Origin of the sequence: Alienimonas californiensis (assembly GCF_007743815.1) — a bacterium.
In the GTDB taxonomy this organism is placed as follows: domain Bacteria; phylum Planctomycetota; class Planctomycetia; order Planctomycetales; family Planctomycetaceae; genus Alienimonas; species Alienimonas californiensis.
Genome location: NZ_CP036265.1, coordinates 2,517,252 through 2,538,974, shown reverse-complemented (window position 1 = coordinate 2,538,974; position 21,723 = coordinate 2,517,252). Strand labels below are relative to the sequence as shown.

Sequence of the window (21,723 nt, the reverse complement as noted above, 5' to 3'; positions counted from 1 at the left end):
GGAACCGGGAGTCGCGGGGAGTCAAAAGGCTCCCACGGGAGTCAAACGGGCGTTAGACGACGTGCAGCTTGAAGGTGGAATGGGCGTCCGGGTGACGGTCGATCACCAAGGTGACGGTGAGGGTCCAGTTCACGTCGTTGTTGGAGGTGTCCAGCGAGGGCGGGGCGTCGGCGGGGAGGGCGATTTCCCAGACGGCGGTGACGGCCTGCCGGGCCGGCTCGAAGGCGCCGCCCTCCGGGGACAGGTCGATCGGCGGCAGGGCGAGGGCGTAGCGGTCGGCGGTTTCCGTGCGGGTGTTGGTGCCGACGCGGTAGCGGGCGGATTCCACGCACTTCAGCTCCGCCCGCAGCTCCCGCAGGGCGAGGCCCTTCTTCAGGCGTTGGGCGAAGCGCACCTCCCCGACGTCGCCCGGCCGCAGCGGCCAGGGGGAGATCGCCGCTTCCCCGGGATGCACCGCCCAGCGGACCATCAGCCCGTACCCCAGCAGCGCCAGAAACGCCGCCCCCCCGGGCACGAGGATCAGCCCCAACGTCCAGTCCGGCCAGCCGAACTCCGGAAAGAACTGGGAGGCGATCGCCGTCAGCACGCCGGTGGCGAACAGGATGCCCACCAGCCCGCAGCCGAGCCCGCACCAGGAATCGCTGCCCTTCAGCTTCACCCCGGCTTCCGGCCCGTCGCCAAGCGGTTCGGCCTCGAACGTCCCGACGGGTGCGGTTTGGTCGGTCGGTTCGAGAGTGAGGACGTCCGGGGACATGCGGCGGAAGGACTGCGGTGTCGGCCCGATCGCCGGGTGAACCGACGGGCGAGCGGCGTTAGGCTGGGGGCCGCCCGAACCCCGACGAGGGGACGACGACCCGCTTTCCTCTTTTTTGACGATCCCGCCCGCCGTGCACAACTTCCGGCTGTTCGGGCTCGACGGCTCCAAAACCTACGCCGACCGGGTCGCCGACCATCTCGACGTGCCCCGCAGCCGGCACGTGGAGACGTTCTTCGAAGACCGCGAGACCTACGTCCGTAGCGGCGTGAACGTGCGCGGCTGCGACGTGTACGTCATCACCAGCCTGTTCGCCGACCCGGAGCAATCGGTTCCGGAGAAGCTCGTCAAGCTGCTGTTCTTCGCCGGCAGCCTGAAGGACGCCAGCGCCAAGCGGGTGGCGGTCGTCTGCCCGTACCTCGGCTACGCCCGGCAGGATCGTAAGACGGAGAGCCGGGCGCCGATCTCCATCAAGTACCTCGCCCAGTGCCTGGAGAGCGTGGGGGTCACGCGCATCCTCACGATGGACGTGCACAACCTCAGCGCGTTCCAAAACGCGTTCCGAATCCCGACGGACAACCTCGAAGCGAAGAACCTGCTGGCCGACTACCTGTGCGGCCTGGACGCCGGCCGGAACTCGACCGGCCAGCCGCAACCGGTGGACGATCACCTGCCCGAGCCCCTCAAGGACGCCGGCTGCGAGGACGGGCAACTGGCCGTGCTGGCCCCCGACAGCGGCGGCATGGGCCGGGCCCGCCGCTTCCGCAACGCCCTCGAAACCCGCCTTCAGACGAAGAACGCGATCGGCGTGGCCTATCTGGACAAGGAACGCGTCGACGGCGGCACGGTCCGCGGCAACACCGTGGTGGGCGACATCCGCGGCAAGCGGGTCATCATCCTCGATGACATGATCGCCAGCGGCGGCACGATTCGGCTTTGCGCCGAAGCGATCGACCGGCACGGCGGGGAAGTCTTCGCCGCCTGCGCCACGCACGGCCTGTTCGTCGGCAAGGCGGCGGAGAACCTCGCGGACGTCCCGCGCATCGTGGTGACGGACACCATCCGCCCCTTCCGCCTCGACGGCGCCGCCACGGCGAAGCGGCTGCACGTCATCCCGACGGCTAAAATGTTCGGCTCCGCCCTCCGCCGCACCCACGAGGAAGGCGGCTCGATCAGCGACCTGCTGGAGTGAGCCCGGCTCCCGGCGACCCGCTCCCGGCGATCGGCTGGAGCGAGCCGCCGAACGCTCGTCTCGGCCCCGAGGAACCCGGCCGGCGGATTGACGCGGCCGCCGCGTCGCGACACCGTGAGCCGAGGAGCCGACGGCGAAGAGGCGACCTCGCCCACGTCGTTCTTCGTTCATCCGCTTCGTCAATTCGCCAGGGACCGCCTGCCCGTGCGGTCTGTCGAAGTCACGCCGGTCATGCCCCGCAGGGAGTCAGCTCAATGAAGTCATCGTGGCCGCGAGCCGTCTATCGCCGCGTCAAACGGCTGCTCGGCCGGGAGCCGGACGGATTTCTGCGTTCCGTTTCCGGAGTGATCCACGTTGGGGCCAACGACGGGGAAGAGCGAGTCGCCTACGACAAATTCGGACTGCGGGTGCTGTGGGTCGAGCCGATCCCGACCGTCTTTGAACAGTTGGAGTCCAATCTTGCGCCGTTTCCGAAACAAAGGGCGGTTCAGGCCCTCGTGACGGACCGCGACGACCGGGCGTACGAGTTCCATATTTCCAACAACGAAGGCAAATCGTCGTCGATCCTGGACCTGAAAGAGCATCGGGACATCTGGCCCGGCGTCCAATATACCAAGACGTTGTCCCTGCAGGGCGTCACGCTGCCCTCGCTGCTTCAACGGCACGAGATTGATCCGGCCGCTTACGACGCCCTGATCATGGACACCCAGGGCTCGGAGCTGCTGGTGCTCCAGGGGGCCGAGGCGCTGCTCCCGCAGTTTCAATTCATCAAGGCCGAGGTCGCCGATTTTGAAGCCTACGCCGGCTGCTGCCAGCTTGCCGATCTGGACGCGTTCATGACCGGGCACGGGTTCAAGACGTACTCGAAGACCCCCTTCGCCCGCCGTGCCGAGGGCGGCGCGTATTACGACGTGACGTACCGACGCAACGCGTAACGGCGGGCGGCCGATCGACGCCCGCCCGTTCTCCCGAAATCCTCCGCCAGCCGGCCCCGGCCACCCCGCCCGAGCATCAGACCGTCCCGGCCCGCGGCCTTCGTTTTGGAGGGAGTCGTGACTCTCACCCGCCCACATCGCCTGTCGCTCTGGATCAAGATCCCCTACACGCTTTGGGTAATCGTCCTGATCCCGGTCTGGGTGCATTACCAGGGGTGGAATAATTTCCTCTGGTTCTCGGACATTGCCTTTCTGGCGACGTGCCTGGCTCTGTGGCTGGAGAGTCGGCTTCTCGCAAGCATGACGGCGGTCGGCATCCTGCTGCCCGACCTGGCCTGGACGCTCCACTTCCTCGCCGACCTGATCGTCGATACGGGCCTGCTGGAGCAATCCGGCTATATGTTCAACGAGCAGATCCCGCTGTTCGTCCGCGGCCTGTCGTTATTTCACGCGGTCGTGCCCCCGCTCTTGGTCTGGATGGTTTACCGGCTCGGCTACGACGGTCGCGGGCTGGCCGCCCAGACGCTGCTCGCCTGGCTGGTCCTGCCGGCCTGCTATTTCTTCACCGACCCGGCGGAGAGCATCAACTTCGTGTCCGGGTTCGGCGAGCCGCCCCGGCCCCCAATTCCGCAGCCGTGGTGGCTGATCGCGGAGTCGATCCTGCTGCCGGTCGGCATCTATCTGCCCACGCACCTTCTGCTGGCAAGGTGGTTCGGCCGGCCGGCTTGTCGAGTGGCTGGGGCAGATGGGAATGAAACGCCTGTGAAATGACCGAACGCCCCAGAACCGGCGACAGCCGATCACTCCCCCGGCAGGCGCACGCAACCGGTTCCGAGCCGTCCGCCCCGCTTCTGCCCCAGCCACCCCGGTTGAAGAAGAATCGAGTAAAATCGGCGCTCCAGGCGCCCGGCGCCGCGGTCGGCCAGCGACGCGCGGCTCGGCGAACCGATTGAGTCTCGCTTCGTTCCCCGCGGACGGCTCGCGACTGATCGGGGAGACGTCGGACGTGCACCCCAATTCCGCAAACCACTCCCCGTAGCGAGGTCGTCGACGCCGATGCTCACCGCCGCGGCCGTCGTCAAAGCGATTTTTATTCCGCTGGCGTCGGCGATCGTTCTGGCGTTCTTTTTTCGACGGTCGGCGCCGCCCCGGCGCGTAACGGCCGCGTTCTTCATCGGGGGCTGGGGCGCTTTCCTTCTGCATTCTGCGATCCTGCGCAGCGTGCCCCCCGTGTTGCCCCCGGACCAGTTCTACGCCGCCACGCTCGGTCAGGCGTTTACAAGCGCGTTCGTGGAGGCGGCCGTTCCCGAGGAGTTCGCCAAGGGAGGATGGATTCTTCTATTCCTCTATATTTGGCGGAACGAGTTCTCGCCGCACGGGGCGTTCGCCGGTGCGCTGATCGGGCTAGGATTCTCAATGCGGGAGAATCTGGCATACGCGGCAACCGTGGAGGAATGGCGCGGGTTCGCCGTGATGAGTCATGGCGCGTGGGGCGCCGTGACGGGCCGCCTGCTTCAATGGGCGCTTGAGACGCCGCCCGGGCGGTTCTGGAAGGCGCTGTGGGCGTTCGTGCCGTCGATTCTGCTGCACGGACTCATGGACGCGATGATCTTTGTGGTGGACGTTCTGGAGCCGCCGGTCACCGGCGTTTCAGCGAAGACTCATCCGCAGGAGGACGTCGGCCTGGCCTCGCTTATCCCGATGCTGGGCGCCTGCGCGGCGGCGCTGTTTTCCTGGATCTGGGCGATCCGATGCCTTCGGCTCGCTCGACAACGGATGCAGAGGATTGCAGGCCGTTCGGCAACGCCGGGGGGAATTACTCGCCATCGGCCGTGAAGGGTCAAATCAACACGGTCGTCGCCGAGTCGGCGCCGATCGGACGAGCAATCCCGCGTTACTCCCCGCCGAGCGCTTCGTCCCGCAGGCCGACGCCTTGCAGGTTGGCGCCGCCGGCGTCGGGGAGGTCGTCCAGGGCGCCGGAGAGCAATAGGCCGTCGATCAGGGCGGCGGCCTCCTGACGGTCGGCGGCGGCGGTCACCTGAGCCAGTTCCGCCTCGAACAGGCTGCGGCGGGCCGTCACCAGACGGATCGCGTCGAACTCGCCCTGCCGGTAACCCTGCTCGCTGAGGTCCAGGTTCTCGCGGGCGGCCGGCAGCACGTCGTCCGCCAATAGCGTCGCCCGGTTCTGGGCCGCCTCGTAGTCCGACAGCGCCGCGGCGAGGCGGGACCGCAGGTTCAATTCGAGCCGGGCCAGATCGGCGGCGGCCCGGTGCACGTCGGCGATCGCCGCGGCGATGTTCCCGCGGTTGTCGTTGTGCACCGGCAGCGGCATGCCGAGTTGGAACCCGCCGATCGGCTCCTCGCCCTCCACCCCGTAGGCGAGGCTCGCCTGGGCGTTGAGGTTGGGAATCGGCTGGACCTGCTGCCGGCAGACGGCGGCCTTGGCCCGCTCGATGCGGACGCGGGCGGCGGCGACCTCCGGGCTGGCGGCGAGGATGCCGGCCAGCAGTTCCTCGAAGTCCGCCGCCAGCGGCTCGCCCTCCAGCGTGCCGGCCGCCGGCCGCACCGGCCGGCCCGGCGTGCCCACCGCCGCCATGAGATCACGCCAGGCGGCGTCCCGGGCGACGAGGGCGTTCTGCTGAGCGATCCGCACCTCGCCGAGTTGAATGCGGGTTTGCAGGACGTCCGGCCGGGCGACCTCGCCGGCCTCCAGCAGGTCCTCGGAGAGCTGCACGCCGGCCTCCGCCAGTGTGACCAGTTCGTCCGCGATCTCCACCCGCCGCTGGGCGGCGAGCAGGCGGACGAACCGCTGCCGCACGTCCGTCAGCGTCCGCAATCGCTGGGCCTCGGCCCGCAGTTCCAGCCCCCGCACCTCCCAACTCTCGACGGCCCGGCTGAGTTCGAGCTTGTTGCCGCGGACGAACGTCTGAGAGGCGAACACGCCATATTGACCGGCTTCGCCGCCCTCGCCGATGTCCTCGCCCATCAGGCCCACCGTCGGGTTGGGGCGGAGTCCGACCTGCGTGTACAGGCCGCGGGCTTTGCGAACCGCCGCCGTCGCCCCGGCGAGCGTCGGATTCTGAGCCAGCGCCGTTCCCTCGGCCTCCGCCAGGGTGAGCGATTCGAAGGCGTGAGCTTCGTCCGCGGCGACGTCCGTCTCATCCAGACCCGCGGGCAGCGGAGCCGGCAGGGGGGCAGCCGCCGGTTCCTGAGCGTCCGCTTGATAGTTCGCGGGGTGAACCGGGGCCGGTTCGCGCTCCGCCGCCGCGGCAGCGACGCGCTGAATCGGCTCCGTGACACTGGCCTCCGCCGCGGCCACGCCGGCGCCGGCGATGGCCGGCGGGGCGACGACGCTGCCGGGGGAATAGGTGACGACCGTCGGCGCCGTGCCGCAGCCGGCCAGCGCAACGGCGCCGATCGCGGCGCTTCCCATCCGTCGGAGAGCCTTCCGCGGGTAACCGGGGGCGGTCAGCGGGGTGCGGGGGCGGTTCATGCCGCTTCCGTCGGCATGTCCGGCAGAACCGTCGGCGCCGGATCCTCCCCCCACACCGCACCGAGGGGCAGGGCGGGCCGTTTAGGCAAGCTGCGGAAACGCTCGGTTCACTCGCCGAGCGAGCCCGGCAACGCCTCGCCGGACAACACGTCCTCCCGCACCACATTGTCCAGGCCGTCGCCGTACCAGAGATACCCGGCCAGCACGAGAGCGTTCGCCGCCGCGCACAGCCAGAACACGATGCGGTAGCTGACCTTCGCCGTTTTATGCCGGAAGAGATGCCGGCCGAGCAGCGCCCCCGGCCAGCCCCCCAGCAGTTCGAAGAGGTGCAGCACGAGTTCCGGAACGCGGCGGCCGTTCCGGGTCGCCCGCCATTTGTCCCAGCCGTGCAGGACGAAGGCGACGACGCACAGCCCCAGCAGCGTCCAGGCGACCCACGCCGGCAGGCGCTCCCAATACACGCCGCCGGCCACCGCCGCCGCCCACCCCGCCGCGACGAGGTACGGCCAGTGACGGAGAACGGACCGGCGACGGGATTCGGACATGCGGCGATCATCCGCGACGGGGACCGGCGTGGCTACAATCCCCGGCCCCTTCGCATCGGTCCGCCGGATGTCCCTCGCCCCGCCCGCTCCCGCCCCGTCTGTTCGGGACGCCCCCGAGCCAACCGTTCGGGACGCGCCGCCCGCCGCGCCCGACGGGCAGGAACGGCGGGCCTTCCCGGAGCTGACCGACGACCAGATCGAACGCTGCAAGCAGTACGGCGAGGTCGAGGAGTTGGACGCCGGCACGACGCTCTTCCGCCGCGGGCAGACCGGCCGGGACTTTTTTATTCCGCTCTGCACGGAAGTGGAGATCTACGACGTCGCCTGCGACGGCTCCGACCGCGTCTTCGTCACCCACAGCCCCCGGCAGTTCACGGGGGAACTGGACCTGTATAGCGGCCGGCAGACGCTCGTCTCCGCCCGCACGACCCGCGCCGGCCGGGTGCTGCGGGTGCCCCGGGCGAAATTCCGCGACCTGCTCTCCGCGGAGCCGGACGTCGGCGACGTGGTGATGCGGGCGTTCATCCTGCGTCGCGTCGGCCTGATCGAGAACGCCCTGGGCGCCGTGGTGATCGCCGGCCGCCGCAACGACGCCGAAACCCTCCGCCTCCAGCGGTTCCTCCGCCGCAACGGCTATCCCAACCAAAGTTATTACTACGGCGAGGACGCGAAGGCGGAGTTGATACTGGAAAAGCACGGCGTCGGCCCCGACGCGCTGCCCTTCGTCCTCTGCGGCGAGGGGGAGGACGGCGAACCCCGAAAATTAACGAACCCCTCGAACGTGGAGCTGGCCGACTGCCTCGGCATCACCGAAGCTCCGGACTGCGACGCGCTCTATGACGTCGCCGTCGTCGGGGCCGGCCCGGCGGGGCTGGCGGCGGCGGTGTACGCCGCCAGCGAAGGGCTACACACCGTCATCCTCGAAGCCGAGGCCCCCGGCGGGCAGGCGGGAACCAGTTCTCGGATTGAAAACTATCTCGGCTTTCCCAACGGCGTGAGCGGGCAGGAACTCGCCGGTCGGGCCCAGGTGCAGGCCCAGAAGTTCGGCGCGACGCTCTCGCTGCCGCTCAAGGCCCGCGACCTCGAATGCGACGGCGAGACGAACGGCCCGCCTTATCAGGTCCACGTCGAGGACCACCCGCCGATCCACGCCCGCACCCTCGTGCTGGCCAGCGGGGCGACCTATCGCAAACTGCCGCTGGAGAACCTGCCCCAGTTCGAGGGCCGCGGCGTCTATTACGCCGCCACCGCCGTTGAGGCCGCCCCCTGCGAGGGGGAGGAGGTGATCGTGATCGGCGGCGGCAACAGCGCCGGGCAGGCGGCGGTGTATCTGGCGGGCCTGGCGCAGCACGTGCATCTGCTCGTCCGCGGCCGCGGCCTGGCGGACAGCATGAGCGACTACCTGCTCAAACGCATCGACGCCAACCGTAGGATCACCCTGCACCCCCGCACCGAGGTCACCGCCCTGCACGGCTGCCGCGAGGGGCTGGAAGAGGTCACCTGGACGAACGCCGACAGCGGCGCATCCGAGCGCCGGCCGATCCGGCACGTGTTCAGCATGATCGGCGCCCTCCCCAACAGCGACTGGCTGGCCGGCCGTCTGGAACGGGACGAAAAGGGGTTCGTGAAGACCGGCGCCCTCGTCACGCGGAAGGCCGCCCCGACCGGCGCGAGCCAAGGCGACGACCACGGCTGCGGCCCCGGCGGGCGCTGGTCGCTGGAGCGGCCGCCCAGCCTGTTCGAGACCAGCCTCCCCGGCGTGTTCGCCGTCGGCGACGTGCGGGCCGACAGCGTCAAGCGGGTCGCCAGCGCCGTGGGCGAGGGCAGCGTCTGCGTGCAGTTCCTGCACCTCGCCCTGCGGGAGCAGACCGAACCGGTCTGAACCCGCCGCCGGGTCCGCCGCGGGGCCCGCTGTCGGCAAATTGCTCGGTTTGACCGGCAGAACCGGCCCCGGTACAGTCCCCGGCCCCCCGTCCTGCGCGGGGGTTCCCGACTTCTCACCCCGCCGAACCGCGGCGAAGGCACACGGGTTTCGCGGCTCCTCGAGCCTCGAATCCAGCCGCGGCGGCTCTCTCCTCCCCGTGCCTGACGAAAGACGACGCGCATGGCGACCACGCTGAAGGCCAACGACTTCCTGGAGGCCGGCGCCCACTTCGGGCACCGCACGGCCAACTGGAACCCGAAGATGCGGCCCTACATCTTCGGGAAGAAAAACCTGATTCACATTATCGACATTAAGGAGACCGTCCGGGGGATGCTCCGGGCGGAGAAGTACCTGAAAGACGTCGCCGCCGCGAACAAGCTGATCCTGTTCGTCGGCACCAAGCGGCAGGCCGCCGAGCCCGTCCGCGAAGCCGCCGAAGCCTGCGGCTGCCCCTACGTCACCGAACGCTGGCTGGGCGGCACCCTCACCAACTTCCGCACCGTCCGCGGCCGGCTGGACCGCCTCGAAGAGCTCGAGCACCTCCGCGATACCGGCGAGCTGGACACCTACTCCAAAAAGCAGCAGTCCCGCCTGATGCGGGAGTACCGCAAGATCTACCGCAACCTGAACGGTATGCGGCAGCTCGAGCGGATCCCCGAGGTCATGGTGATCTGCGACCCCAAGAAAGAGCACAACGCCGTTCACGAGGCGAACCTGCTGGGCGTTAAAACCGTCTGCCTGATCGACACCGACAGCAACCCGGACCTGATCAGCCTGCCGATCCCCGGCAACGACGACTCGATCCGCACGATCCGGCTGGTGTTCAACTACCTCGCCGACGCCATTAACTCCGGCAAGTCGCACCTGCCCGAACCGGAAAAGAACGAAGAGGACGCCGAACCCAAGGCCGTGCCGTCTTACGGCTGAGCCGCGTTCGGATTTGCCCTCCGGTCGGAACGACGAATGGCGAATGCGGAATGACGAAGGGGCCGCCCCCGCCGTCTTGCCGAATTCGCCATTCGACGTTCCTCATTTGTCATTCTTAATTCACGTTACCTCCAACTCCGACGCCCCCCGATGGCCACCGTCACCGCCGCCGCGGTCAAAGCGCTCCGCGACCGCACCGACCTTCCGATGATGAACTGCAAGAAGGCCCTCGTGGAGGCCGGCGGTGACGAGGAGAAGGCGATCGAAATCCTGCGGGAAATGAGCGGGAAGAAGCTCGCCGCCCGCGAGGGGAACGTCACCTCCGAGGGCCGCATCTTCCAGTGGGTCGCCGACGACCACAGCTCCGCGGCGATGGTCGAGGTGCAGTGCGAAAGCGACCCCGTCGCCCGCAGCGAAGGCTTCATGACGCTGGGCAACGACCTGCTCAAGCAGCTCGCCGAGGGCCCCGGCGCCGGCACCGTCGACGAACTGCTCGACCAGCCCAGCCCCTCCGCCGGCAAAACCCTGCGGGCGCAGCACGAGGAGACCAGCAACAAGATCCTCGAGAAGATCGTCGTCGCCCGCGTCTGCAAGCTCAGCGGCCCGGTCGCCGGCTACGTGCATCACGACGGCAAGACCGCCGTGCTGTTCCAGGCCGACGGCGAGAAGGCCGACAGCCAGACGATGCGGGACGTGGCGATGCACATCGCCGCCCTGCGTCCCAAGGTGGCCGTCGCCGAGGACCTCGACGCCGCCGAGGTGCAGGCCGAGCGCGAACGCCTCACCGCGGAAGCCAAGGGCTCCGGCAAGCCGGACAACATTATCGACAAGATCGTCGACGGCCGGCTGAAGGCCTATTACGTCGAAAACGGCGTGTTGAACCTGCAGCCGTTCGCCAAGGACGACAGCAAGACCGTCAGCCAGGCGCTGGGCGAGAAGAACCTCACCGCCAAGGGCTTCACCCTCTGGGTGCTGGGCCAGGGCTGATTTCCAAGGCGGAAGGGGGAAGGCGTAAGGCGGAAGGACGCCGGCCCCCGCGGATTTTTTTCCTTCCGCCCTCCCCCTTTCGCCCTCCGCCTTGTCTTCCTCCCCCTACAAACGCGTCCTGCTCAAAGTCTCCGGCGAGACGTTCTGTCGGCGGGGGGAGAGCGGCATCGCCATGGATCAGGTCGGCGTGCTCGCCGATCAGATTAAAGACGTGGCGAACGCCGGCTGCGAACTGGCCGTGGTCACCGGCGGCGGAAACATCCTGCGGGGCAAGCAGTTCAGCGAGGTCTCCGCCAGCATTAACCCGCCGACCGCCCACTATATGGGCATGCTGGCGACCGTGATTAACGGACTGGCGCTGCGGGACGCGCTGGAGAACGTCGGCGTGCACGTGCGGCTGCAAAGCGCCATCCCGATGGCGAACGTCTGCGAGCCGTTTATTAAAGGCCGCTGCGAACGGCACCTCGAAAAGGGCCGCGTGGTGATCCTCGCCGCGGGCACCGGCAGCCCGTTCGTGACCACCGACACCGCCGCCGCCCTCCGCGCCCGGGAAATCGGGGCGGACGCCGTGCTGAAGGCCACGAAGGTCGACGGAATTTATTCCGAGGACCCGCTCAAGAACCCGCACGCCCAACGGTACGAGACGATCTCCTATAAAGAGGTGCTCGACAAGGGCCTGCAGGTGATGGACGCGACCGCGATCCACCACTGCATGGAAGGGAACATCCCGATCGTGGTATTCGATTATCAGCGGGCCGGCAACATCGCCCGCGTCGTCGCCGGCGAACCGATCGGCACCCGCGTCGGCGCCTGATCCGGCTCCCCTTCAAGTCGCGTCGCTGCGGTCGGTCGATCCGTTCCTCGTCGTGGTTTGGAAGGCGCCTTCGATGCCGGTGGTGTTGCAGACGGTCGGTCTACTGATCGTTTCCAACGTCTTTATGACGTTCGCCTGGTACGCGCACCTCAAGGAACTCAACCACAAGCCGTGGATCGTCGCGGCCCTGCTGAGCTGGGGCGTGGCGTTGTTCGAGTACCTGTTCCAGGTGCCCGCGAACCGGATCGGCCACACGCAATTCAGCGTGGGGCAACTGAAGATCCTGCAGGAGGTCATTACGCTGTCGGTGTTCGTGCCGTTCTCAGCGTTGTATCTCCGGGAGCCGGTGCGTCTGGATTATCTTTGGGCCGGGCTCTGCCTGTGCGGGGCGGTCTATTTCGTGTTTCGGGCGCCCGCCCCGTCCCGGGAGGTCGCGTCGCCGCCGGGAGAGGCTCGGCAGGTCGCGCCGGAGCACGCCCCGCCGCCGGCCCGCGGCGAGGATGTCGACGCTTTCGGGACCGACTAGGATCGCGGCTCCCCCCCCGGAGAACCGCCATGACGTCTGAACCGCCGCCCTATTCCGCCCCGCCGCCGGGCGAGCCCCACGGCTACTACGTTCAAAAACACCCGGGGGCGGAGAAGAAAATCCTTGCCGGCGTGCTGGGCATCGCGGCCGGCGGGCTGGGCGTCCATAAGTTCGTCCTCGGCATGACCACGCCGGGCATCATTATGCTCGCGGTGACGGTGGGCAGTACGATCGCGAGCCCCTGTCTGTTTTTCGTCCCGCTGCTGGCGCCGGTGGCGATGACCGTCATCGGCCTGATCGAGGGCGTGATCTACCTCACCAAGTCCGACGAAGAGTTCTACCAGACCTATATGGTCGAGAAGAAAGAATGGTTCTGAGCGTCCGTCCCCGAAGTCGCGCCGCCTGGCGGCGACGGCGAACCGGGGCAGGCGCTTTGAAAACCGTCAGACCAGCACCGGCAGCCCGCCGAGGTGCGTGACCTCGCGGGTGACGATCGAGCCGAGCAGCGTCGTGCCGGTGCAGTCGTCCACGTGTACCTCCGTCGTGCTGCCGATCAGCCGGGGGTTGCCGTCGAACACTACGATCCGGTCGCAGCGCGTGCGGCCGGTCAGCTGAATCGCCTCCCCCGGGGCCGGCCCGACGTCTTCGGAAGACTGGTCCGCCTTCTTCTGCCGGACGCTCGGCCCCTCGACCAGCACGGAGACCTGCTCGCCGATCTTGCGGGCATTCTCCTCCTCGCCGACCTCGTTCTGCACGGCGAGCAATGCGTTGTTCCGCCGACGCTTCACCTCGTCCGGGATGTCGTCGGCCAGGCGTTCGTACGCCTTGGTGCCGGGGCGGGGGGAGTACTTGAAGATGAAGCTGTTCTTGAAACGGAACTCCCGCACGCTGTCGACGCTCTTTTCAAAGCTCTCCTCGGTCTCGCCGGGGTGGCCGACGATAAAGTCGCTGCTGACCGAACAGCCCGGCACCGTTTCCCAGACGCGGTGCATCATGTCGCGGTACTCGGCGACCGTATAACCCCGCTTCATCACCTTCAGCACGTCGTCGCAGCCGCTTTGCAGCGGGACGTGAAGGTAGTGATAGCACTTCTTCAGGTCGCGAATCGCCTCCAGCAGATCGTTCCCCAAATCCTTGGGATACCCGGTGACGAACTTAATCCGTTCGATCCCGGGCGTGCCGTGGATCAGATACAGCAGATCACTGAGGCGGTAGGTTTTGCCCTCGCCGGAGTGCTTGTAGCTGTTGACGGTCTGGCCCAGCAGGGTGATCTCCTTGACGCCCTGTCCGGCGAGCACCTCGACCTCCTTTTTAATGTCGGAGGGGGCGCGGCTCTGCTCCGGGCCGCGGGTGCTGGGGACCACGCAATAGGTGCAGAACTTGTCGCAGCCGATCATCACCCGCACGAAGGCCTGATACGGCGTGGGCCGCATCGTCGGTTCGCGCAGGGGGTCGTAGCTTTCAAAGCTCGCCTCGATCTCCTTGCGGGCGCCTCCCTTGCGGGAGAGCGACAGGGCCGTCAGCCGGCTTTTCGAGCCGCGGAGGGCGTTCTCGCGGGCGGCGTCGATCAGGTCCGGCACCTCGGCCAACTGCCCGGTGCCGACGACGAGGTCGACGTGCGGCATCTTGCGAAAGACGAGGTCCTTGTCCTTCTGGGCCATGCAGCCCAACACGCCGATCACCGTGCCGGGCCGCTGCCGCTTGCGGTACTTCAGCCGGCCGAGGGAGGAGTAAATCTTCTGCTCGGCCTTCTCCCGCACGCTGCACGTATTGAACAGCAGGGTGTCGGCGGCTTCGGGATCGGAGGTGACCTCGAACCCGCGTTTGCGCAACGCGCCGACGACCAGCTCGCTGTCGAGCACGTTCATCTGACAGCCGACCGTCTCGATATACAGCCGACGGTTCGGGCCGTCGACGGCGGGCCCGTCGGCGGGGGGAGCGGCGGCGGAGAGGATCGGGTCGGTCATAGCGGACGGGCAGGACGGGGGCGGGCGGCAGTCTACGCCGGGAGGCCCGGCGACGGCAGGCCGATCGCCCCCGGGCGGCGCCCGTTCCCGGACCTTCCGCGTGCCGCTCCGTCGTCAGACGGGCTCCACGGCGCCGGGGATCGCCGCCTTGCGGGAGCGGTCGTGCAGTTCGTCCCAATCGATGGTCAACGATCCGCCGGTCTGTTCGTGCTGGACGTGCCACTCGCCCAGCAACTCCACGCAGGCGTGGTCGATGTAGCTCAGGGCCCTGAGGTCGGCGTGCACCTGGGCGTTGGCGGGGATCTCCTCCAGCGCCTCGGCGAGCTTCGGCAGCCTCAGGAAGGTCGCGGCGCCGCGGAGGCGGAGGTGGTAGATCGGCGACCCGCCGGGCTCGGGCGACTCCTCGAGTTCGCCCCGCACTTCCAGCTTGTTGAACTTCGTCAGCAGGCGGATCGCGGCCAGCACGATGCCCGCGATCACCCCGGTGAGCAGGTCGAAGCAGACGATGCCCGTGACCGTCACGAAGAAGACCACCAGCTCGCCTTTGCCCAGTTTCCAGAGCTCGCGGACGGCGACGAAGTCGATCAGCTTCCAGCCGACGTACACCAGCACCGCGGCCAGCGCGGTGGTGGGGATCAGGGACAGCAGGCCGCCGAGCAGGGCGGCGAAGATCAGCAGCCAGAGGCCGTGCAGGATGGCGCTGGAGCGGCTGGTGGCCCCGCTGCGGACGTTCGCCGAACTCCGCACGATCACGCCGGTCATCGGCAGGGCGCCGAGCACGCCGCAGACCGTGTTGCCGAGGCCCTGCGCGAACAGTTCCTGGTCGAAGTTCGACCGCGGGCCGGTGTGCAGTTTGTCGACCGCCGCGGCGCACAGCAGCGACTCGGCGCTGGCCACGGCGCCGATCAGCAGCCCGCCGGAGATCACCGCCCCCCAATCCGCGGTCCGCAGGACGGCCAGGGTGGGCCAGCGGATCTCGTCGAACAGCGACTGCGGCACTTCGACGTAGATCACCGGCAACACCCACGCCCAAGCCGCCACGGTCGCCACGACGACCGCCACTAACGCGGCCGGCAGGACGTTGAGGAACTTCAGCGGGCCGACCTTCTTGACCATGAGTTGCCAGAGGATGATCACCACGACGGTGACCAGCCCCAGCTTGGAGGCGACGTCGTGGTTCTTCAGGCTGGTTTCGAAGTCCAACAACGAATTTTCCGCGTCGTCGACCTTCTTCCGCACCGCGAGGGCCGCCGCGACGGAGGGCTGCTCGGCGGCGGCGAGCGCGGCGAGAGATGCGTCGAGCGCCGCCCGCGCCTCGTTCAGCCTGGTGAATCGCACTTTGCTCCGTTTGCCCTCTCCCAAGGCGGCCGCGTCGAACTCGTCCCGAAGACCGTCGAGGTCCTTCGCGATCGCGGCCTGCGTGACGGCCAGTTCCTCGGCGTCCTCGGCGAGCCCCTCCGCGATCGCCAGGGCGTCCGGGTCGTCTTCGGCGCCGAGGACGGGGGCGAAGCCCGTGGGGACATGCTCGGCGACGCGCTCCCGCAGAATCTCCTGGCGTTCGTGCAGGGCGCCGCTCGCCTTCAGCAGGTCCACCTGGACGACCCGCTGCTCCTCAGGCCGCATCTTCGGCCAAGGCAGGCCTTTTTGGACCGCCTCGGGAATGGTGATGAGGTTCTGCAACCCCCCGCCGGGCGGAGCGTCGTCCACCAGCACGTGAAACTGGCTGGCGAAGATCAGCACGCCGATGCCCGTCAGCATCCCCCGGATCACCGCCGGACTGACGGCGCGAAACCAGACGCCGAACTTCGCGAGACCGCAGACCATTTGCAGGAGCCCGCCCACCAGCACGCACAGGCCCAGCGTCTCGAGGCCGTGTTCGCGGACGATCTCGTAGACGATCACCGTCAGGCCCGCCGCCGGCCCGCTCACCTGCAGGGGGGACCCGGCGAAAAAGCCGACCAGCAGGCCGCCCACGATCCCGGTGATGATTCCCGCGGAGACCGGCGCCCCGCTGGCGATGGCGATGCCCATGCACAGCGGCAGGGCCACCAGAAACACCACCACCGAGGCGGAGAAGTTTCTCGCCGGCGAATCGAACAGACCCGGCGGAGCGGGTTTCCCGTTCGGAAGCGGGCCATTGGCGGGCCGGACGTTGGGAGCGGAGGACATAGCGACCTGAGCGGAGGACGGGATACCGGCGCGATCGTACCCCCCCGACACCGGGGGGACACCGATCCCACGCCGCGTTCCGGGCAGATTGTCCGAGAACTCACACCGTCCGTTCGCCGTCGTCTCCGGCCGCTTCAGGCCGTCGCCGACCGACCGCTCAGGCGGCCCGGCGGAGCGAACGGGCTTCCACTTCCGCCAGGGCGGCCCGTTCCCGGTCGCGGGCGGCCATCTCCTGCCACACGACCGGGTGCCACAGCGGATCGCGTTCGGCGGCGGGCACGTGGTGCTCCCGGGCCCAGCGGCGGAGCTTCAACTCCGCGATCGGGTCCAGCGAGGCGGCGAGCGGCGAAGCGACGTGCGGCGAGTGCAGCGAGAGATTCGACATGACGGCGGGGGAGCCGAAAGGGTGGGGCGAACCCCGTTTCGGTCGGCCGCCTCGCGCCTTCTTCCCCACCGCACAGTTCGCCGCCGCCGCGACCGGCAGAGTTGTCAGGGTCCGCCGCACGGACCGTTCTCGAGAAGGCGCGAACTCAGTCGACGGTCCGCGGAGCGGACCCTACGAGTCGCAGACGGACGTCGGCCGGATGAGCCGGTAGAGCGGAACCGCCGCCGCCGCCCCCACCGTCGGGCCGACGAGGTACAGCCACAGGTCCCCGTAGTCCGCGGTGGCCACCGCCGGGCCGAGGGAGCGGGCCGGGTTCATGCTCGCGCCGCAGACCGGGCCGAAGGCCATCGCCTCGATCGCCACCACCCCGCCGATCGACAGCCCCGCGAGCAGACCTTTCTCCTTCGGGCCGGTGGCGACGGCGAAGACCGTCGTCATCAGCCCGCAGGTCAGCCCCGCCTCGACCAGCAGGGCGCCGATCTGGGTGACGCCGATCGCCCCGTTCGGCCGGGTCACGGCGGCGTCGGCCGGTTCGCCCAGCAGGGCCACTAGGCAGAACGCCGCCGCCGTCGCCCCGAGGCACTGGGCCAGCACGTAAACCGGCACGTCCCGCCAGGCCAGCCGCCGGGAGAGGGCGAAGGCGACCGTCACCGCGGGATTCAGGTGCGCCCCGCAGATCGGACCGACGGTCTCGATCACGCAGAAGACCACCACCCCAAAGGCGATGGCGACCCCCGGGTGGGTGACGGCGCCGATTCCCGTGGCTTCGGCGGTCGCCGCGTTCACCGCGGCGGCCCCGCAGCCGATCGCCACCAGGGCGAACGTGCCGACCACCTCCGCGACGGACCGCCGCCACAGCGGATCGCACCACAGGAACGGGCGCGGGGGAGGGACGTCGATCAACGGGACGGCAGGCGAACGGAGAACGAACCGGACGTTCTCACAAATACCAAAACGTCAGTACGTTCGTCATCTCTCGCCGTGCCGGATCGCCTACCGCCGGGCCGGGGTGATCCAGAGGAAGCCGCGGCCGGCCTCGTCGCGGCGGAGTTCGCTCTTGAGGGCGTGCTCCGCGACGGCGTACCGCACGGCTCGGTCCCACGCCCCGCGGCCGGGGGGAACGGAGACCGTCGCCGTCGCCGGGTCCACGCCGACGGCCCGCATCCCGGCGACGTCCAGCAGGACCGGCACCCCGCAGGCGGCCTCGACGGACCGGGCGAAGTCGTTCAGGGAACTCTCCCGCACGCCGAGGCTCGTCAGCGTGAAGATCCCCCCCGCCGCCGCCAGCCGGCCGGGGCCCTCGGAGACCTTCCAACCGACCGGCCACGCCCCGGCGGGGGCGACGGCGCCCGGCTCGGCGGCGTCCGCGGTGCCGGGGATCGCCGTCAGCGGGTCGTCGGCGGGTCGTTCGACCACCACCAGTTCCAACCCGCCCGCCGGGGTGCGGGTCGGGTGGAAGGCCAACCCGTGTCGGGCCAGCAGCGCGGCCAGCGAGGCGCCCTTCGAGAACGCCGGCAGCGGCCCGTCCTGCAGCGCCCGGCCGTTGTTCGCCGGGTTCCGCAGGCGGGCGGCGGCCTCCGGGGCGAACCGCAGCGGGAGCGTCGGCGGCAGTTCGAGGGCCAGCAGCGCCGGGTTCACCGCCCCGCCGGAGAGCGGACCGAACGCCGCCGGGGCCGGGGCGGAGAGCCCTTCGAACGTCATGCGGAACTGCGTCTGGTCCAGTCCCCACAGCGGTTGTCCGCCGGGATCGCCGGCGGCCCCGTGCGTCGACAGGGATTCGACCCATCCTCGAAGTTCCCGCCGGTCGCCGGGGGTGAACTGGCGCTCCGGGAAGACGAGGCTGCCGTCGGGGGTCAGGCGGCCGGTGGCGGTGACGCTCCGCAGGCCGACGCCGGTCGTTTCCGTCACGCCGATCGCGTCGGTGGGCCGGCCGGTGCGGACGGCGGTGTCCACGCCGAGGGAGGCCAGCGACTCCCGCCAGACCCGCGATCCCAGCACGCCGGCGGCGCCGTCCACCAGCACGACGACCTTCACCTGGGTGACGAGGCCGCTAGCGTCCGGTTCGTTCCGCTGGAGGCGCGGCCCGCCGAGGGCGGCGTCCGGCACGCCGCCGCCGAAGTCCCCGAAGGAATAGCCGCCGGCGCCCTGATACGAGGACCGCTGCCGCCGGGCGGCGTCGCGTTCCCGCTGGGCCAGCCGCACCGCCGCCCGCCGCTCCGCCAGCGTCGGCCCGTACCCGGCCCGCATCGGTTCCTGGGCGACCGTCTCCGCGGCCGGGCCGAGCGCCGCGGCGCCCAGCAGGACGAGCCCCGCCGAACGGGAGAACCAGCGACGGCGGAACGAGCGGACGATCATGACGACACGGCGGCGGGGACGAACAAGCGACGGAGACCCAAACGATGGGAGCCGGGCGAGGGGGAACCGGGCGACGCGCGGGGCGACGCCGATTCTATCGGCCGGTTCGCCGCACGGGGGCCGGTTAGCGGCGGAGCGCGCCGGCTGCGCCGTCTGCCCCGGCCGTGCGGGCGGCGGACGTCGGGTCCGAAGCCGCCGGTTCGGTTCCCAACCCCGCCCAGGCCCCCGGCGCCGTGGCCGCGAGGAACCGGGCGACGGCGTCCGAGACCGCCTGCGTCGCGCTCGCCGGGCGAGCGGCCAGCCGCGTCCCGTCCGCCCGCCGGGCCGCCCGCACCGCCGGGGCGGCGGGTTTGGACGCGACCAACGGCACGCGGACCGCCGCCGGTTCGCTCCCCGGTTCGCTCCCCAGGGCCCCGTCCGCGGCGCCCGTCGGCAGGGCGGCGAAGACGGGCGGCGGCTCCGGGGCCGCCAGCGCCGGCAGCCCCTCGGCGATCCGAACCGGCGCCGGCGGTTCGACGACGACTACCACGGGGGCGAGGCTCGGCAGCCGCGGCGTCGCGGCGAGGGCGACCGTCCGCACCGGATGCACCGCCAGGCCGGCGCTGTTCACCCAGTCCAGCTCCGCCGCCGCCCGCTCGTCGCGGGGCTCTGACCGCGGGGCCAGTTGCGGAGCCGCCAGCGCCAGCAGGGCCGGGGCCGGTTCGGCCGCCGCCGGGTCCGCCGCCGCCACGGCCTCCGCCGACGCCTCGGCGGCTGAGGAGAGGGAGGCGAACTCCGCCCCAGACGCCGCCCACCCCGTCGCCCGCCGCCAACGGGCCGCGTCGCCCACGCCCGTCCACCCCTCGAGCGTCGCCGCGTCTGCCACCGCGGCCCACGGGTCGACCGGGAACAGCTCCGCCCCCGCGGCCGACGAGGCGAGCGGACCGATCATCGGCCCCAGCATCAGGCCCAGCCGCAGCGCCCGCCGCAACGCCCGGCGAAACAGGTCGGACCGCAGGAGGCGGAACGGAGCGAGGCCGGCGAGCATTGGGCGTCCGGGGTCGGCGGGGCGGGAGACGGGGGCGGGACGGTCCGGGCAAACGGCGGGACCGCGGAGGAGAGATCGGCCGTCCGGCGACCCGGGGACCTCCGCCGCTGGGGCAAACACGGCAAGATGCACCGGTTGCGGAGTTTGCCCCCGTCGTGGACCGGACGACCGATGCCGCCGCGGCGACCTCGGGCGTTCCCTCCGGCGGCGGGCGATTCGCCTCAAGCGGCGGGACCGGGTAGCCTGCCGGGTTCGGTTCTTCGTCCCCCCGGTTCCCCAGGCCGGAGCCATGGCTCCGGCTTAGGTTCGTTCGCCCGTGCTCGATTCGCTTCCCGATCCGCTGCCCATCACGCCCGTCGAGGGCTTCGGCGGCGCCACGCTCCGGCCGCCGGGCAGCAAGAGCCTGACGAACCGGGCTCTCGCCGTCGCGGCGCTGGCGGAGGGCACGTCCACCCTCACCGGGGTGCTGGACAGCGACGATACCCGCGTGATGCTCAACGCCCTGACGGCGCTGGGGCTGGACGTCGATCACAACCCGGTCGCGGCCACGGTCCGCATCACCGGCTGCGGCGGCGAACTGCCGGCGAACGACGCCGGGCTGTTCTGCGAGAACAGCGGCACGAGCATCCGGTTCCTCACCGCCCTGATCGCCGCCGCCGGCCGGGGGACCTACCGCCTCGACGGCGTCGCCCGCATGCGGCAACGCCCGATCGGCGACCTAGTCGACGCCCTCAACCAGCTCGGGGCGGAGGTGACCTGCGACCTCGCCAACGGCTGTCCGCCGCTGACGGTGCACACGACCGGCCTCTCCGGCGGCACGGCGACGGTGGAGAGCGGGGCCAGCAGCCAGTTCCTCAGCGCCCTGATGATGGCCGCCCCGGCCGCCCGCGGGCCGCTCACGCTGCGGGTGCCGGGGGAGTTGGTCTCCGTGCCGTACGTCGTGATGACGCGGCGGGTGTTGGAGGCGTTCGGCGTGCGGGTGTCAGAGGAGAACGGCCTGTTCCACATCGCCCCGCAGACGCCGACCGCGACCGAATACGCCGTCGAGCCGGACGCCAGCGCCGCCAGCTACTGGTTCGCCGCCGCGGCGATCCTCGGCGGAACCGTCACCGTGGAGGGCCTCGGCACCGGCAGCGTGCAGGGGGATATGGACTTCCTGAGGGTCCTCCGGGCGATGGGCTGCGAGGTACGTATAGAAGAGGAGAAGACGACGGTGACCGGCCCGCCGCACGGCCGGCTGAAGGGCGGCCAGACGTTCGACATGGGGCCGATCTCCGACACCGCCCAAACGGCCGCCGCGGTCGCGGTCTTCGCCGACGGGCCGACGACCGTGACCGGGATCGCCCATGCCCGGCACAAGGAGACGGACCGCGTCGCCGCGGTGGTGACGGAGCTGCGCAAGCTCGGGCAGGAGTGCGAGGAGCACGCGGACGGCTTCACAATCGTGCCGAAGCCGGTCACGCCGGCGATCGTCCACACCTACGACGACCACCGCATGGCGATGAGCTTCGCCCTGATCGGCCTGCGCGAGAACGGCGTGCAGATCGCCGACCCGGGCTGCGTGGCGAAGACTTACCCGGGGTTCTGGCAGGACCTCCAAACATTGACGGGGAGAGAACTGTGAGCCCGAAGCGCAAGCGAGGCTGGACGGCCGCGAGCGAGTCAAGACGTCCCGATCAGCGGGCGTCACGGGCCTCGCTTGCGCTTCGGGCTCACGGCGGAA

At 69.9% G+C, this 21,723-nt stretch carries 19 protein-coding genes and 1 pseudogene; 11 read left to right on the top strand and 9 right to left on the bottom strand.

Going from position 1 to position 21,723, the window contains the following annotated elements; genetic code table 11:
* Positions 1–52 precede the first annotated feature (52 nt).
* The gene (locus CA12_RS09940; RefSeq protein ID WP_145358802.1) at positions 53–754 is read right to left on the bottom strand and encodes a hypothetical protein; all 702 of its coding nucleotides are present in this window, start codon (positions 752–754) and stop codon (positions 53–55) included.
* A 115-nt stretch (positions 755–869) separates the two neighbouring features.
* Here CA12_RS09940 and CA12_RS09935 point away from each other — a divergent pair, with 115 nt between their 5' ends.
* From CA12_RS09935 to CA12_RS09920, 4 genes are all read left to right on the top strand, one after another.
* Positions 870–1,946 (top strand): ribose-phosphate diphosphokinase, encoded by a 1,077-nt coding sequence (locus CA12_RS09935; RefSeq protein ID WP_145358801.1) that lies wholly within the window; start codon positions 870–872, stop codon positions 1,944–1,946.
* A gap of 344 nt (positions 1,947–2,290) precedes the next feature.
* Positions 2,291–2,881, top strand: a complete 591-nt coding sequence (locus tag CA12_RS09930; protein WP_165700667.1) for an FkbM family methyltransferase — start codon at positions 2,291–2,293, stop codon at positions 2,879–2,881.
* Between the two features lie 201 nt (positions 2,882–3,082).
* Positions 3,083–3,652 (top strand): membrane-associated protein, encoded by a 570-nt coding sequence (locus CA12_RS09925; RefSeq protein WP_145358799.1) that lies wholly within the window; start codon positions 3,083–3,085, stop codon positions 3,650–3,652.
* A 285-nt stretch (positions 3,653–3,937) separates the two neighbouring features.
* Positions 3,938–4,717, top strand: a complete 780-nt coding sequence (locus tag CA12_RS09920) for a PrsW family glutamic-type intramembrane protease (RefSeq protein ID WP_145358798.1) — start codon at positions 3,938–3,940, stop codon at positions 4,715–4,717.
* Between the two features lie 58 nt (positions 4,718–4,775).
* Here the strand turns inward: CA12_RS09920 and CA12_RS09915 are convergent, their stop codons facing one another.
* Together CA12_RS09915 and CA12_RS09910 are read right to left on the bottom strand one after the other, a co-directional pair.
* Entirely contained in the window at positions 4,776–6,374 is a 1,599-nt protein-coding gene (locus CA12_RS09915) for a TolC family protein (protein WP_145358797.1), read from the bottom strand.
* Between the two features lie 107 nt (positions 6,375–6,481).
* Entirely contained in the window at positions 6,482–6,919 is a 438-nt protein-coding gene (locus CA12_RS09910) for a DUF1294 domain-containing protein (protein ID WP_145358796.1), read from the bottom strand.
* Positions 6,920–6,986: 67 nt separating this feature from the next.
* On the opposite strand from CA12_RS09910, the gene CA12_RS09905 reads away from it, so the two are divergent.
* The 6 genes and pseudogenes from CA12_RS09905 (at position 6,987) to CA12_RS09880 (ending at position 12,474) form a co-directional block, all read left to right on the top strand.
* Positions 6,987–8,801, top strand: coding sequence for an FAD-dependent oxidoreductase (locus tag CA12_RS09905; RefSeq protein WP_145358795.1), 1,815 nt, complete (start codon positions 6,987–6,989; stop codon positions 8,799–8,801).
* 222 nt (positions 8,802–9,023) lie between these two features.
* Complete coding sequence (rpsB, locus tag CA12_RS09900; protein ID WP_145358794.1) at positions 9,024–9,770, top strand: 30S ribosomal protein S2; 747 nt, start codon at positions 9,024–9,026, stop codon at positions 9,768–9,770.
* A 150-nt stretch (positions 9,771–9,920) separates the two neighbouring features.
* Positions 9,921–10,757, top strand: coding sequence for a translation elongation factor Ts (gene tsf, locus CA12_RS09895; RefSeq protein ID WP_145358793.1), 837 nt, complete (start codon positions 9,921–9,923; stop codon positions 10,755–10,757).
* 91 nt (positions 10,758–10,848) lie between these two features.
* Positions 10,849–11,571: a UMP kinase gene (pyrH, locus tag CA12_RS09890; RefSeq protein ID WP_145358792.1), complete on the top strand. Its 723-nt coding sequence runs from the start codon at positions 10,849–10,851 to the stop codon at positions 11,569–11,571.
* A gap of 73 nt (positions 11,572–11,644) precedes the next feature.
* A pseudogene (locus tag CA12_RS09885) lies at positions 11,645–11,983 on the top strand (DMT family protein); the annotation flags it as partial.
* Between the two features lie 143 nt (positions 11,984–12,126).
* Entirely contained in the window at positions 12,127–12,474 is a 348-nt protein-coding gene (locus CA12_RS09880; protein WP_145358790.1) for a TM2 domain-containing protein, read from the top strand.
* 66 nt (positions 12,475–12,540) lie between these two features.
* Here CA12_RS09880 and miaB read toward each other — a convergent pair whose 3' ends face one another.
* The 6 genes from miaB to CA12_RS09850 all read right to left on the bottom strand — a co-directional run bounded on the left by miaB (position 12,541) and on the right by CA12_RS09850 (position 20,000).
* Positions 12,541–14,064, bottom strand: coding sequence for a tRNA (N6-isopentenyl adenosine(37)-C2)-methylthiotransferase MiaB (gene miaB / locus CA12_RS09875; RefSeq protein WP_145358789.1), 1,524 nt, complete (start codon positions 14,062–14,064; stop codon positions 12,541–12,543).
* Positions 14,065–14,178: 114 nt separating this feature from the next.
* Positions 14,179–16,233: a SulP family inorganic anion transporter gene (locus CA12_RS09870; RefSeq protein ID WP_145358788.1), complete on the bottom strand. Its 2,055-nt coding sequence runs from the start codon at positions 16,231–16,233 to the stop codon at positions 14,179–14,181.
* A 157-nt stretch (positions 16,234–16,390) separates the two neighbouring features.
* Entirely contained in the window at positions 16,391–16,618 is a 228-nt protein-coding gene (locus CA12_RS09865; protein WP_145358787.1) for a hypothetical protein, read from the bottom strand.
* A 171-nt stretch (positions 16,619–16,789) separates the two neighbouring features.
* Entirely contained in the window at positions 16,790–17,521 is a 732-nt protein-coding gene (locus CA12_RS09860; RefSeq protein WP_165700666.1) for an MIP/aquaporin family protein, read from the bottom strand.
* Positions 17,522–17,611: 90 nt separating this feature from the next.
* Positions 17,612–18,973: a hypothetical protein gene (locus CA12_RS09855; RefSeq protein ID WP_145358785.1), complete on the bottom strand. Its 1,362-nt coding sequence runs from the start codon at positions 18,971–18,973 to the stop codon at positions 17,612–17,614.
* 124 nt (positions 18,974–19,097) lie between these two features.
* Positions 19,098–20,000 (bottom strand): hypothetical protein, encoded by a 903-nt coding sequence (locus tag CA12_RS09850; protein WP_145358784.1) that lies wholly within the window; start codon positions 19,998–20,000, stop codon positions 19,098–19,100.
* 316 nt (positions 20,001–20,316) lie between these two features.
* Here CA12_RS09850 and aroA point away from each other — a divergent pair, with 316 nt between their 5' ends.
* The gene (aroA, locus tag CA12_RS09845; RefSeq protein ID WP_145358783.1) at positions 20,317–21,624 is read left to right on the top strand and encodes a 3-phosphoshikimate 1-carboxyvinyltransferase; all 1,308 of its coding nucleotides are present in this window, start codon (positions 20,317–20,319) and stop codon (positions 21,622–21,624) included.
* Positions 21,625–21,723: the final 99 nt, after the last annotated feature.